Origin of the sequence: Nostoc sp. DedQUE09, assembly GCF_034530915.1 — a bacterium.
GTDB lineage: Bacteria > Cyanobacteriota > Cyanobacteriia > Cyanobacteriales > Nostocaceae > Nostoc.
On the sequence record NZ_JAVRCE010000001.1, the window covers coordinates 85,329 to 98,891 of the forward strand.

Below are 13,563 nucleotides of genomic sequence, written 5' to 3' on the forward strand. Positions count from 1 at the left end.
GTTTTTTTAATATGTTTTCTAAACTATTTCGCAAAACACCGCTAGCATGGCGACAGTTAATGAAAGAAAAAACTCGTCTGGCTGTTGCAGTCGCAGGTATTACCTTTGCCGATATGCTGATGTTTATCCAGTTGGGATTTGAAAGTGCGCTTTTTGATGCTGCTGTGAAACCTCATCGCAATTTACAGGCAGATTTGGTTTTAATTAGTCCCCAATTTCAAACTTTGTTTTCTGTAAAAAACTTTTCCAGAGAGCGACTATATCAAACATTAGCTTATGAAGGTGTTCAGTCAGTTAATTCTGTCTACATCAGTACTGGACAGTGGCGAAATCCTGAAACACGTCTTGAGCGTGCCATTTTAGTTTGGGGTGTTGATCCGGCACAATCACCATTCAAATCGCCCGAAATTACCCAAAATCAACATCACCTTAAACAGTTGTATCAAGTTATATTTGACCAGGCAGGTCGTCCAGAATACGGGGCAGTTGGCGATATCTTTAAGAAAACCGGCAAATTTGACACAGAACTCAATAGTAAAGCCGTTTTTGTTAAGGGCTTGTTTACTGATGGTGCTTCCTTTGCTGCCGATGGTAATGTGATCACCAGTGATTCGACCTTTCTTCAGCTATTTCCACAGCGTCAACCCGATCGCATCGAAGTTGGATTGATTACGCTTAAACCAGATGCCGATACAGAAAAAGTGCGATCGCAACTTGTTAATGGACTACCTAACGATGTCAGAGTTCTGACTCCAGAAGAGTTTGCCAAAGTAGAGAGAACTTACTGGGAAGCCGGTACTGGCATTGGTTTTATTTTTGGTTTGGGTACTGGAGTTGGGTTTATCGTTGGCATCGTGATTGTCTACCAAATCCTTTACTCGGATGTTTCTGACCACTTGCCAGAATATGCCACCCTCAAAGCAATGGGATACACCGATAATTATCTCTTAGGTGTTCTAATTCAAGAAGCATTGTTATTGGCTATCTTAGGTTTTCTGCCTGGATTCATCCTTTCTTTTGGATTGTATCAAGTCACCTACGCTGCGACGATGCTTCCTATTTTTATGAAAATGGAACGGGCGATCCAGGTTTGGATTTTGACCGTGATTATGTGTAGTGTTTCTGGAGCGATCGCAATGCGGAAGTTACGATCTGCTGACCCTGCCGATGTTTTTTAGATGCGATGAATCGCGTCTCTACAAAAATTATTTCTCTGTACCCAATATTTTATAAAATCATAATGTTGCAAAAATCTTTATCAGAAAATTCCAACTCAACACTTTCTGTTTTAGAATCTGTGATTTCTATTAGTAACCTTAACCACTATTTTGGTGAAGGTGCGCTTCGCAAACAAGTATTATTCGATATTAATTTGGAGATTAAGGCTGGGGAAATCGTTATTATGACTGGCCCCTCTGGTTCGGGGAAAACCACCTTGTTAACCTTAATGGGTGGATTGCGTTCTGCTCAAGAAGGTAGTCTCAAAATTTTAGGAGAGGAAATTCGTGGCGCTAAAAAGCTGCAATTAACTAAACTGCGCCGCCAGATTGGCTATATTTTCCAAGCGCATAACCTGATGACTTTTTTGACAGCAAGAGAAAATGTGCGAATGTCTTTAGAGTTGCATGAGGATTTTTTAAATCAGGATATCAATGCCAAAGCGATCGCTATTTTGGAAACTGTCGGTTTAGCGGATCGTGTAGATTACTACCCAGAGAAACTATCTGGAGGGCAAAAACAACGGGTTGCGATCGCTCGTGCTTTAGTTAGCCATCCTAAAATTGTTTTAGCAGATGAACCCACTGCTGCACTCGACAAAAAATCTGGACGCGATGTTGTGGAAATAATGCAGAAGCTAGCCAAAGAACAAGGTTGTACGATTTTGCTAGTTACCCACGATAACCGCATCCTCGATATTGCCGATCGCATCATTTATATGGAAGATGGTCAGTTGAAGACCGATGGCGCAGATTCTATTACAACAAGCAAGTAATACTAATTCGTAATTTGCAAAAATCTATGAATAAAGAATTGCCTCAATTTATCAACCATATTGTTTCAAGTTTGCGGTCAATTGAGGGAATTACAGCGATCGCACTGGGGGGTTCACGGGCGCGGGGCAACCATACTAACAAGTCAGATGTAGATTTGGGAATTTATTACAATCCAGGAAACCCGCCCGATTTAATTGCTCTAAATCGCCTCGCCTGTGAGCTTGATGATAACCATCGTGTAAATTTGATTACTGCAATCGGGGAATGGGGAAAGTGGATTAATGGTGGTGGTTGGCTAAAGGTTCAAGGTGTAGGTGTAGATTTTCTCTATCGTGATTTGGTGAAGGTAAATCGTGTCATTGATGATTGCCATGCTCGACAAATTACTATTGATTATCAACCAGGACATCCTCATGGTTTTGTATCTTCGATTTATATGGGAGAAATTGCTTTTTGTCAGGCACTTTATGACCCTGATGGTGTTTTAGAAGCTTTGAAGCTCAAAACAAAGCCTTATCCAGTTGGGCTGAAACAGGCAACTATTGATACTTTCGCCTGGGAAATAAGTTTCTCGCTGTTGGTCGCAAAAAAGGCGATCGCACGCGATGATGTTGTTTACGCAGCAGGTTGTTGTTTCCGCAGTGTGGCGTGTATGAATCAAGTTTTATTCGCGCTCAATGAAGATTACCTGTTGAATGAAAAGGGAGCGATCGCAGTTGCTAATAAGTTTGCTATTTGCCCGCAGGACTATCAACAAAAGGTTGAGCGAGCGTTTAAACTTTTAGCTGCCGATGCAAAATCAATAACTGAGGCGATCGCAATTATTGAGGCGATTGAGGATGATTTGAGTCAATGGTATGGAAATCGGCGATTAGTAATGTAATATTCCCGTCCCTGTACCCCACAAAAAAGAATAAATTATCCAAAAGTCCTTTAAAACAAAGACTTTGGTCATTGAGTACATTATTAATACATATTAATAGATGCAGTATTGCGGATGAGATATTAATAGATGCAGTATTGATTGAAAGTTAATTTAAGAGCCTAAAGGTATTAACAAACTATGCTTTAAACACGGAGTAATATAATGTCCGCCGAATTACCCATAAGAAAAGAACCCCTCCCCGCAAGCGGGGAGGGGTTGGGGGTGGGGTTCTTCGGGTTTAATAAGCAATGAAGCGGACATGATATAAATCCTACCGTGAAATTTTTAATGTAGATAATATACTTACTTTCTAATACTGGCTATTTCTGATTCTTATATCCACATGTTCTGATAATGCAGCTTAGAGGCGGGGACAAAAATCATATTATGAACAAAACCTTTGCAACCATTGACGGGAATGAGGCTGTTGCCCGTGTTGCTTACAAATTAAATGAAGTGATTGCCATTTATCCTATCACTCCCTCTTCAGCAATGGGTGAATGGGCAGATGCTTGGTCAGCAGAAAGTCGTCCCAACCTCTGGGGTACTATTCCCAGCGTCGTGCAGATGCAAAGCGAAGGGGGAGCGGCTGGTGCTGTACATGGAGCATTGCAAACAGGCTCCCTGAGTACCACCTTCACGGCATCTCAGGGTTTATTGTTGATGATACCCAACTTCTACAAAATTGCTGGTGAACTGACTAGCGCCGTGGTTCACGTTGCCGCCCGTTCTTTGGCTACCCATGCGTTATCAATTTTTGGTGATCATAGTGATGTGATGGCAGCCCGTGCTACTGGCTTTGCCCTGCTGTGTTCCGCTTCCGTGCAGGAAAGCCAAGATTTTGCTCTCATTGCCCATGCTGCTACCCTAGAGACGCGAGTCTCGTTTATGCATTTCTTTGATGGCTTCCGTACTTCCCATGAAGTGCAGAAAGTCAAATTGCTGTCAGATGATGATTTGCGATCGCTCATCCACGATAACCTAATACTTGCCCACCGCAGCCGCGCCCTCACTCCAGATCGTCCAGTGTTGCGCGGTACTGCCCAAAACCCCGATGTCTACTTTCAAGGGCGTGAAGGGGCTAACCCTTACTACAAAACTTGTCCAGATATTGTCCAGCGCATCATGGATGAATTTGGAGAACGCACGGGAAGGCATTATAAAATCTATGAATATTACGGCGCTAACGATGCCGATCGCGTTATCGTTCTTATGGGTTCAGGTTGTGAAACTGTCCATGAAACAGTAGATTACCTTAACGCCCGTGGTGAAAAACTTGGTGTAGTCAAAGTGCGACTTTACCGCCCCTTTGATGTCCAACGGTTTGTTGCAGTATTACCAACTAGTGTAAAAGCGATCGCAGTTCTCGATCGCACCAAAGAAGCAGGTAGCGCCGGTGAGCCTTTGTATTTGGATGTCGTAGCTGCTATTCATGAGGCGTGGGGAGAAAAGGCAGGGGAGCAGGGGAGCAGAGGAGCAGAGGAGCAATTAGGATTAGATTCCCCTCTGCCTAAAATTATTGGTGGTCGTTATGGTCTTTCTTCTAAGGAATTTACTCCGGCGATGGTGAAGGGCATTTTTGATAACCTTGCTCAAGCTAAATCGAAAAATCACTTTACTATTGGGATTAATGACGATGTTAGTCATACTTCCTTGAGCTTTGACCCTAATTTCTCTACAGAATCGGATAACGTTGTCAGGGCAATGTTCTATGGATTAGGCGCTGATGGCACTGTTGGGGCTAATAAAAATTCTATTAAGATTATTGGTGAAGAAACCGACAATTACGCCCAAGGCTACTTTGTCTTTGACTCCAAAAAATCTGGCTCAATCACTGTCTCTCATCTACGCTTCGGAAAAGAACCGATTCGCTCCACCTACTTAATTGACCAAGCCAACTTTATTGGTTGTCATCACTGGGGATTTCTGGAACGCATAGATATTTTGAAGGCTGCTATTCCTGGGGCGACTTTGCTGCTGAACAGTCCTTATGATGCAGATACCGTTTGGGAATATCTGCCGCTAAAGGTACAGCAGCAAATTATCGACAAGCATTTGAAGTTATATGTGATAAATGCCAGCCAGGTTGCCCGTGAAAATGGCATGGGTGGCAGAATTAACACCATTATGCAAGTATGCTTCTTTGCATTAGCGGGTGTCTTGCCGCAAGAAGAAGCGATCGCTAAAATCAAACAAGCAATTGAAAAAACCTATGGTAAAAAAGGTGTAGAAGTTGTCCGCATGAACCTGCAAGCTGTAGACAACACCTTAGACAACTTGCATAAAGTAGATGTCCCCCAAACAATCCTAACTCCTAACTCCTCACTCCTAACTCCTCACTCCTCACTTAACCCCGCTCCCGAATTTGTACAAGAAGTTCTGGGCAAAATCATGGTGTGGGAAGGTGATGACTTACCTGTTAGCACACTACCAGTTGATGGCACCTTTCCCGTAGGTACTGCCAAGTGGGAAAAACGTAACGTTGCCGAAGAGATACCTGTGTGGGAGCCGGATGTCTGCGTTCAATGTGGTAAGTGCGTAATGGTTTGTCCCCATAGCGCCATCCGGGCAAAAGCTTATCAAGCCGATGAGTTAGTTAATGCACCAGAAACTTTCAAGTCAACTGGTGCAAAAGATAAAGACTTTGCCAATCAAAAATTTACCATTCAAGTTGCCCCAGAAGATTGCACAGGATGCACTATTTGTGTAAATATTTGCCCTGCTAAAGATAAATCTGAGCCATTGCGGAAAGCGATTAACATGGCACAGCAGTTGCCATTGCGGGAACAAGAGCGAAAAAACTGGGATTTCTTTTTGAGTTTACCTAATCCTGACAGGCGATCGCTAAAATTAAACCAGATTCGCCAACAACAACTGCAAGAACCTTTATTTGAATTCTCTGGTGCTTGTGCAGGTTGTGGTGAAACACCTTACTTAAAATTATTAACACAATTGTTTGGCGATCGCGCCGTCATCGCCAATGCTACAGGTTGCTCCTCAATATATGGTGGAAACCTCCCCACAACACCTTGGACAACCAACGCCGAAGGACGCGGCCCGGCGTGGTCTAATAATCTATTTGAAGATAACGCCGAATTTGGTTTTGGCTTCCGTCTCTCCCTCGACAAACAAGCTGAGTTTGCGGCGGAATTGTTGCAGCAGTTGGGGAGTGAAATCGATGAAAACCTTGTTTATTCAATCCTGAAAGCTGAACAAAAATCTGAGGCTGACATTTGGGAACAGCGCGAAAGAATAGAACTGTTGCAGCAGAAGTTAGATGAAATCGTAACTTTCGATCATAATCGTTCGACTGAGCGGCTTGCCTTGAGCGAAGTCGAAAGGAGCCGAAGTCTAAAATCCAAAATCCAAAATCTAAAATCCGTTGCAGATTACTTGGTGAGAAAAAGCGTCTGGATTGTTGGCGGTGACGGTTGGGCTTATGATATTGACTTTGGCGGCATCGATCATGTGATTGCTAGTGGTCGAAATGTGAACATCTTAATAATGGATACAGAAGTGTATTCTAATACAGGCGGTCAATCTTCCAAAGCTACGCCACGAGCCGCAGTTGCTAAATATGCCGCCAGTGGTAAGCCTGCACCTAAAAAAGACTTAGGGATGATTGCCATGACCTACGGAAATGTCTACGTAGCGAGTGTAGCCCTTGGCGCTAGAGATGAACATACCCTGAAAGCATTTCTGGAGGCAGAAGCTTATGATGGGCCATCAATAATTATTGCTTACAGCCATTGCATAGCCCACGGCATAAACATGACTACCGGGATGAATCATCAGAAAACTCTGGTAGAATCAGGTCGTTGGTTATTGTATCGGCATAATCCAGAATTGCTTAACCAGGGTAAAAATCCATTGCAATTGGATATGCGATCGCCTACGCAATCTGTAGAACATTCGATGTATCAAGAAAATCGCTTCAAAATGCTCACGAAGAGTAAGCCCGACGTTGCCAAACATTTGTTAGAACAAGCGCAAGCTGAAGTAGATGCACGTTGGCAGATGTACCAATATTTAGCAAAACGCGAAATTCTCTAAATATTAGCCCAATACGGTTTAGTTAAAGCTAAAATTCTTTATCAAAGTCAAGATTTTTAACGAACCGCAAAGGCGCAAAGAAAACAGAGAAAAGAGAAAAAAATGCTTAACTAAACCGTATTGAGTAAATAGACGACGCGGTAGGGGCGCAAGGTCTTGCGCCCCGACGACAGGTGTGTTTCAAATACTCAAGTCGCAATTTTCGTTACAAAGTTACCTTTTTGGTTAGTAAAATCGTTATTTTTGTGACAAAATTATCTTTTTGGTTAGTAAAATCTTTATTTTCGTTACAAACATCATTATTTTTGTGACAAAATTACCTTTTTGGTTAGTAAAATCGTTATTTTTGTTACTAACACTGTAGTTTAAGTTGTGTTTAACCCAAACTTTAGCTAACAAACGTGCAAATGTTGGGTTTCGTTTTTCAATACAATTTGTAAAAAGAGTGCAATGTCTACGAGAAGCTACGCCGCGCCAACTCTTACGACATCAGATTGTGTCTTGCAAGTGTAGTTTGTCCAAAACACTAAACTACTAGCTCGGAACTTTGCAATTGAATTATTTACTAATATCAATTCAATTAATGATTACAACATATTTTTGGATAAAGACGCGATTCATCGCGTCTCTACAAATCGTCTATTTGTCGCATTCTTTTTTCCAATTGGTATAACAACTCTCGGTTATTTAGATAGACGAGTCATTTCAAACAATTGCTGGGCATTACTTCCTAAAAAAGCATCAAAAAGCAGCTGCTTTCCAGATTCCACTTCTACTAGATAGCGCTGGGCAATTTCATAATAGGCGTAAGTCCAAGGAATCTGAATTTCTGCACCACTGTTATCATCTAACACCGTCACCATTTCTGTTATTGCTTGAGTTGCAGTTTGCCGCAAACCACAAGCAACATTTCCCTCTATCTCTGCTTTCATTGGTACACCCAGGTTAGTCAAAGCACTGGCGGTAGTATCGATGTCTGGATATTCTGGGGTATTCTGTCCATTAACGTAACCTGTAAAATGGTTGACAGCATATCCGTGCAGCAATACCCAAGCCCCATACTGAGTAACCTGATTCACTTCTTCGACAACAGAACGCTGGGGAGGTAGCCAAGGACGGGTGAAGACTTGCTGGAGTTGTTTAGCGATGGTTTCAAGGTTCCCGTCTTTTTGTAGAAGAGTAAGGGGTAAGGTCAGTTCCTTTGGGATTGAAGATACTGTTTTAAAGATGAGTTGGGCAATATTAGCAGGCAATTCATCGACAATTAACTCGCTGATAAACAGCTTGGGTAAGTTAAATTCCTCTTGCTGTGGATGACGATAATGACGGGCGTACAAATGAGTTTGAGCAAAGGTATACTCTCCAGCCGCAACGTAACCCAAAGCTTCTGCAAGTTGTCCAAGGTAGTCAATTCCTAAGTTAAGTTGACCTTGTGGAGTATCTACTAATAAACGCAATGACCGAAAGGCGATGTGGTCGTTGGCAACAGTCCCACCCGCAGTAGTAATCATTTGCTGGTAGGTACGAGCATGATTGACCCTGGCACTGTATTCTTGCCAAAGTAATTTCCATAAATCAAGGGCTATTTCGGGTTTCATATTAGATTTGTCATTTGTCATTTGTCATTTGTCATTAGTCAAGGAAGGGTCAAAAGTTAGGAAATCTCTTTCTGCACTCTATTCCCCACTTCCTTCATCTTTTAAGAACTTAAAATCTCGCTGATAATCTGAAGGGCAATTTGAATTTGGTCGCTGTCGATAACTAGAGGGGGACAGAAACGAATTGCTGCTTTACCGCAACCTAGCAATAATAAACCGCGTAAAAAAGCTTCTTGAATAATGCGATCGCGCAATTTATAATCAAGATTACCCTGTTCATCTAATAAATCTACCGCTACCATCAAACCTTTACCTCGTGGCGATGATACTCTCGGAAATCTTTGATGCAACTGGGTAAGACTAGCTTGTAATAATTCTCCCATCTGAGTAGCGTTAGTCATCAAACCACTTTCTAGCAATCGCAATGTGGCAATACCAGCAGCACAAGCTACGGGATTACCACCAAATGTAGTAGCGTGAGAACCAGGAGGCCAAGTCATTAACTCTGGTCTAGCAAGTATCGCTCCTAAAGGCATACCACTGGCGATACCTTTAGCAGTAGTAATGATATCAGGCATCACATTCCAATGCTCGATCGCAAATAAGCGACCAGTCCGCCCCATCCCTGCTTGTACTTCATCCACTACCATCAGAATACCGTGGCGATCGCATATCTCCCGAATTCGCTGCAAGAAACCATCTTCGGGTACGATATATCCACCCTCTCCTTGAATTGGTTCGACGACGATCGCTGCTACTTCTTGTGGTGGTAAAATCGTCGTAAATAGCTGTTTTTCCAAGTAATCTAAACTTGCGTGAGTGCCATAAGGGATATGAGTTACCCCAGGAACTAAAGGCCCAAAATTAGCTCGTTGCACTGCTTTGGAACCAGTCAGAGACATTGCCCCATAAGTGCGTCCGTGAAATGCACCTAAGAAGGCTACGATTAGCGATCGCTTGGTGTAATATCGAGCTAGTTTGATTGCTCCTTCGTTGGATTCTGCCCCGGAATTGGTGAAAAATATTTTTGCGGGAAACCCACTATCATTATGTGGGTGGGGAAAGGGAACGCGAATTGCTAATTGTTCCGCTAGTTCCACCATCGGCTCATAATAAAAATCTGTCCCTGACATGTGCAGCAGCCGCGCCGACTGTTCTTGAATTGCTTTGACAACTTCCGGGTGGGCGTGTCCGGTGGCGGTGACAGCAATACCTGCGGTCATATCCAGAAATACATTGCCATCCACATCTTCTACCATACAGCCCTGACCGCGAGATACAACTAACGGGTAATCGCGGGTATAAGAAGGGGAAGTTACGGCGCGATCGCGTTGTACAATTGCTTGAGCGCGAGGCCCAGGTAGAGAAGTTACTAAACGGGGTATACGAGGTAAATTTAGATTAATAGGAATACTTAACATAATTGTTTTCTATTTTTTAAAGATTACTGATGATTAAACGCTAAAGCTTGATTGCTGACAGTAGCATTTGATTCCATTGCTGTAACAATTACGCATTTACCGAAAAATCAGAGTATACGTCAGCGACTCAGGAAAAATTAGCTGTATTTTTCCTGAATCCTCAGAAGTATTTAACGAAAAAGCTTGATGTTAAGCCCTTTCGTATTGTTTAAGACTCTTGCCCGTTTTTATAACACAACTTTTAGAAAATGTTCCCTATTTTCTATTCCCTATTCTCTCTATGGAAACCACCAACTTCCCCTATTGCTGTAAAACTGAAACCGTCCAAAGCCAAGAAATTGACCGTGAGATTTCTCACCCACAGGGAATGCTGTAACACCCAATAAGTAAACACCAGAAAAGCTTGGATTACTTACAGGACGGAGGGCGATGGTAATTGTCTGTCCTGGAGTTACAGGTGGGTCAAAGTTTACAGAAACCGTGCGTGTGTCGCGGTCGTTTGTGACTGAGCCTAGTTTCAGTTGCGTTTCTTTGCGATCGCGTGTTCCGACAAATGCACGGGTATCATCAAGATTGTAGTGGATGTTTTCTGCTCCCTCTTTCTGTGCGATCGTTACCTTTTGGAGGGATTCTCCAGCATTTTCCGGCACATTGATAGTGAAATAGTAAGTTGCGCTTAAAACATTCACCTCTTTGTAAGTAGTTGTCGCGTTAACAAGTTTTGGCGGTTGGACGAAATAGACTAAGCCATCTCTAAGCTGCACAGCTTGAGTCACCGGAAGCGTAACTTCTCCAATGCCAATTGCTAACGAGAGTGTTATTCCAAACAAAGTTGCAAGGCGCATAATTCAAATATAAGAAACGCACTTATTCTCATTCTAGTTCCTTGGGAATCAATGACTTAGGAATGATCGAAGCTTGTTTTTCCCCAACAGAAGATTTTGTATACCACCAAGCCCAAGCAATTAAAACGGCTTGCAACGGAAGTCTAACTACGTGTACCCAAGGTGAGTTTGGTATATGTTCAATCTTAATCAGATTAGCCGCCATGTAAATATTGGCTGGGTAAACAGCAATAAAAAGTGCAAGAAGTCCCCAAGCAGCAGCTTGACTTACAGGCGGAACTAATAACCCGATACCACCCAAAATTTCATAAAAGCCACTGAGATAAACTAATCCTAAAGGGTAAGGTAGTTGCGGCGGCACAATTTTGACATATTCTTGTGGAACAAGAAAGTGTGTTACTCCAACCACAATGATGGATATAGCAAGGATGACACGTAATGTTTCCTTATGCTTATTCATGGTTTTTGCCTCTTTATATACTTGCCCTATTACTTCAGTTTGACTGATGGATGTTAATCTGCATTGAGTCAATAGGAGTAAAAATCGACAAAATTTTCCCAAGTACTTACCAAAACAATGCTGAGTAAAAAAGCAATAATTGCACTCAGCACGGGCTAAACCTAGCTATCCGCTAACGGAACTCACAACTGGGCTACTCCTGAAAAAAGTGATTGCAACTATAAATAAAACTGATGCACCGGACTGTACTAAAGGATTTATTAACTATGCCACGGCTCGGTTAGTAAAGCAAAACCACATTTTTATCAAAAATTTTCTTAACTACGCTTGCAATTTTAACTACTCTTATACTAGTATAACTACGACAGCGCAAAACAGTAATATTTGCTGCTTAACAATACTTTTGCCAAAATAGCCTAAGACAAGCGCTTGCTTAAATATGAGGCAGAAACTAGAATCTGCACTCAGACTTACACGACAGTTAAAAATACTTCTGTAAAACCATACAGAACAAAATTTTCCTGAGGAAATTTTTTGTTACATGGCAAAAAGAAGCATTTAAAATCTTAGGTTTGTTCGATGTCAAGCCTCGTAATTTGGCGAAGGTATTGTTAATTGTGCGTAATTTTTTCCAAATCAAATTGGATTGCTATAGATTCACTTTGACTAAACAATCAAAACTTTGGAGGAAAACAATGACAGCTACAACAACCACTAATGCTAATAATCTATACAATGTACAAAATCAGTGGGGTGGTGCATCTGCTCCGTGGAATCCTGGTGGAGTATGGGTAATTGGAGCTAGAGCAGATCAGCGCATTGTCGAACTCAAAGTTTCATCAAGTGACAACGGCAAAACACTTAATGGAACTACGACCTATGCTGGTGAAGGCCCCATCGGTTTTAAGGCTACCTTAACTGGAAGCGACAATTACAACGTAGAAAACCAGTGGGGAGGCTCATCTGCTCCGTGGAATCCTGGCGGGACTTGGGTACTTGGCGCTCGCGGAAATCAAAATGTTGTTGCGATCGATATTACATCCAGCGACGGCGGTAAAACCCTGACTGGAACTATCACTTATGCTGGTGAAGGCCCCATCGGTTTTAAGAGTGCTGCTGTTGATGGCCGTGTCTATAATGTGGAAAACCAGTGGGGAGGCTCATCTGCTCCGTGGAATCCTGGTGGGACTTGGGTACTTGGCTCTCGATCGAATCAAAATGTTGTTGCGATCGATATTACATCGAACGATGGCGGTAAAACCCTGACTGGAACTATCACTTATGCTGGTGAAGGCCCCATCGGCTTTAAAGGTAACATTGTCGCCGGCAACAACTACACAGTAGAAAACCAGTGGGGTGGTAATACAGCACCCTGGAATCCTGGTGGGACTTGGATAATCGGTAGTCGTGTGGGACAGAATGTAGTAGCGCTCAATGTCACATCTAATGATGGTGGGAAGACCCTAATTGGAACCACGACATATTCTGGTGAAGGCCCTATCGGCTTCCGATCGCATCAAATCTAAAAAGGCGATCGCGACCGATTCTCGGTTAAGTCGGTACTGAACGCAACTCCCAACCCCCTCGCCGCTGTTTCGTGCCAGGGGGCTATGATGTAATTTGTTTTATTAGGAAACGCTATAATAATCGCTAATAATATAGTTTCCCTAGTTTTAACTATCGGGAAACTCAACGCTTAGAACTCTTTAAGCTAAATCTAATTTTTCTCGAACTATTCCCTCATCTCTAAAGCCAACCAGCACAGCTGTTCCATCTTTGACGAAAAGTGGACGTTTGAGCAGCATTGCATCGTGAGTGAATGCATCAACCCACTGTTCATCAGCCCAAGTCTTCTTTTCATCTCCTAAAGCGCGGTAGGATTGACCAGAGGTGTTTCGCATGGGAGCAAAACCCAAAGACTTTACCCAGTTTTGAATCATCTCACGAGTCGGCGGAGTATCTTTGGTGTTGATAAATTCATGGTCAATGTTGTTGTGTTGGAGCCACATCAAAGCTTTTTTGCAAGTGCTGCAATTGGGAATTCCGTAGACTTGAATAGACATAAAATAATTAAGCAACAATCTCCATATATGACATAGTAGGTGGAACTTCTGCTATCAATGCTCTTGTCGTAGAGTCTCTACGACAGAAATTTAAGAGTAGCGATCGCTTTTAGCAATCGGTAATTCCAAGCATGGAACTCGTTGATCCATAATTCGAGGGTTCTAAAATACCAAGGAGTAGTTTTACTAACACTATTATCCATA

11 protein-coding genes are annotated in these 13,563 nt (G+C 42.5%); 5 read left to right on the forward strand and 6 right to left on the reverse strand.

The annotated features are described in order from the left end of the window. Positions 1–11: 11 nt before the first annotated feature. The 4 genes from devC (at position 12) to nifJ (ending at position 6,972) form a co-directional block, all read left to right on the forward strand. On the forward strand, positions 12–1,178 hold the full coding sequence (gene devC, locus RMY27_RS00345; protein ID WP_322659400.1) for an ABC transporter permease DevC: 1,167 nt from the start codon (positions 12–14) through the stop codon (positions 1,176–1,178). A 62-nt stretch (positions 1,179–1,240) separates the two neighbouring features. After that, the gene (locus RMY27_RS00350; protein ID WP_322659401.1) at positions 1,241–1,993 is read left to right on the forward strand and encodes a DevA family ABC transporter ATP-binding protein; all 753 of its coding nucleotides are present in this window, start codon (positions 1,241–1,243) and stop codon (positions 1,991–1,993) included. 26 nt (positions 1,994–2,019) lie between these two features. Then, positions 2,020–2,877 (forward strand): nucleotidyltransferase domain-containing protein, encoded by an 858-nt coding sequence (locus RMY27_RS00355; RefSeq protein ID WP_322659403.1) that lies wholly within the window; start codon positions 2,020–2,022, stop codon positions 2,875–2,877. A gap of 429 nt (positions 2,878–3,306) precedes the next feature. Then, a complete protein-coding gene (nifJ, locus tag RMY27_RS00360; protein ID WP_322659405.1) occupies positions 3,307–6,972 on the forward strand; it encodes a pyruvate:ferredoxin (flavodoxin) oxidoreductase in 3,666 nt (1,221 codons plus the stop codon). Positions 6,973–7,655: 683 nt separating this feature from the next. On the opposite strand, the gene RMY27_RS00365 is transcribed toward nifJ, so the two are convergent. From RMY27_RS00365 to RMY27_RS00380, 4 genes are all read right to left on the reverse strand, one after another. After that, positions 7,656–8,570: a DUF1338 domain-containing protein gene (locus RMY27_RS00365; protein ID WP_322659788.1), complete on the reverse strand. Its 915-nt coding sequence runs from the start codon at positions 8,568–8,570 to the stop codon at positions 7,656–7,658. Between the two features lie 101 nt (positions 8,571–8,671). Next, a complete protein-coding gene (locus RMY27_RS00370) occupies positions 8,672–9,991 on the reverse strand; it encodes an acetyl ornithine aminotransferase family protein (RefSeq protein ID WP_322659407.1) in 1,320 nt (439 codons plus the stop codon). Positions 9,992–10,269: 278 nt separating this feature from the next. Further along, positions 10,270–10,836 (reverse strand): DUF2808 domain-containing protein, encoded by a 567-nt coding sequence (locus RMY27_RS00375; RefSeq protein WP_322659409.1) that lies wholly within the window; start codon positions 10,834–10,836, stop codon positions 10,270–10,272. 28 nt (positions 10,837–10,864) lie between these two features. Next, positions 10,865–11,296, reverse strand: coding sequence for a DoxX family protein (locus tag RMY27_RS00380; protein ID WP_322659411.1), 432 nt, complete (start codon positions 11,294–11,296; stop codon positions 10,865–10,867). A gap of 695 nt (positions 11,297–11,991) precedes the next feature. Between RMY27_RS00380 and RMY27_RS00385 the strand changes: the two genes are divergently transcribed. Then, entirely contained in the window at positions 11,992–12,822 is an 831-nt protein-coding gene (locus RMY27_RS00385; RefSeq protein WP_322659413.1) for a lectin ESA-2, read from the forward strand. A 180-nt stretch (positions 12,823–13,002) separates the two neighbouring features. Here the strand turns inward: RMY27_RS00385 and RMY27_RS00390 are convergent, their stop codons facing one another. Both RMY27_RS00390 and RMY27_RS00395 read right to left on the reverse strand, forming a co-directional pair. Continuing rightward, positions 13,003–13,359, reverse strand: a complete 357-nt coding sequence (locus RMY27_RS00390; RefSeq protein WP_322659415.1) for a Spx/MgsR family RNA polymerase-binding regulatory protein — start codon at positions 13,357–13,359, stop codon at positions 13,003–13,005. Positions 13,360–13,436: 77 nt separating this feature from the next. Continuing rightward, positions 13,437–13,562 (reverse strand): hypothetical protein, encoded by a 126-nt coding sequence (locus RMY27_RS00395; RefSeq protein WP_322659417.1) that lies wholly within the window; start codon positions 13,560–13,562, stop codon positions 13,437–13,439. Position 13,563: the final 1 nt, after the last annotated feature.

Bases quoted from the DNA above. Each gene is read 5' to 3' on its own strand.
- devC (WP_322659400.1), top strand. From the start codon at position 12: ATGTTTTCTAAACTATTTCGCAAAACACCGCTAGCATGGCGACAGTTA.
- RMY27_RS00350 (WP_322659401.1), top strand. From the start codon at position 1,241: ATGTTGCAAAAATCTTTATCAGAAAATTCCAACTCAACACTTTCTGTT.
- RMY27_RS00355 (WP_322659403.1), top strand. From the start codon at position 2,020: ATGAATAAAGAATTGCCTCAATTTATCAACCATATTGTTTCAAGTTTG.
- nifJ (WP_322659405.1), top strand. From the start codon at position 3,307: ATGAACAAAACCTTTGCAACCATTGACGGGAATGAGGCTGTTGCCCGT.
- RMY27_RS00365 (WP_322659788.1), bottom strand. From the start codon at position 8,570: ATGAAACCCGAAATAGCCCTTGATTTATGGAAATTACTTTGGCAAGAA.
- RMY27_RS00370 (WP_322659407.1), bottom strand. From the start codon at position 9,991: ATGTTAAGTATTCCTATTAATCTAAATTTACCTCGTATACCCCGTTTA.
- RMY27_RS00375 (WP_322659409.1), bottom strand. From the start codon at position 10,836: ATGCGCCTTGCAACTTTGTTTGGAATAACACTCTCGTTAGCAATTGGC.
- RMY27_RS00380 (WP_322659411.1), bottom strand. From the start codon at position 11,296: ATGAATAAGCATAAGGAAACATTACGTGTCATCCTTGCTATATCCATC.
- RMY27_RS00385 (WP_322659413.1), top strand. From the start codon at position 11,992: ATGACAGCTACAACAACCACTAATGCTAATAATCTATACAATGTACAA.
- RMY27_RS00390 (WP_322659415.1), bottom strand. From the start codon at position 13,359: ATGTCTATTCAAGTCTACGGAATTCCCAATTGCAGCACTTGCAAAAAA.
- RMY27_RS00395 (WP_322659417.1), bottom strand. From the start codon at position 13,562: ATGGATAATAGTGTTAGTAAAACTACTCCTTGGTATTTTAGAACCCTC.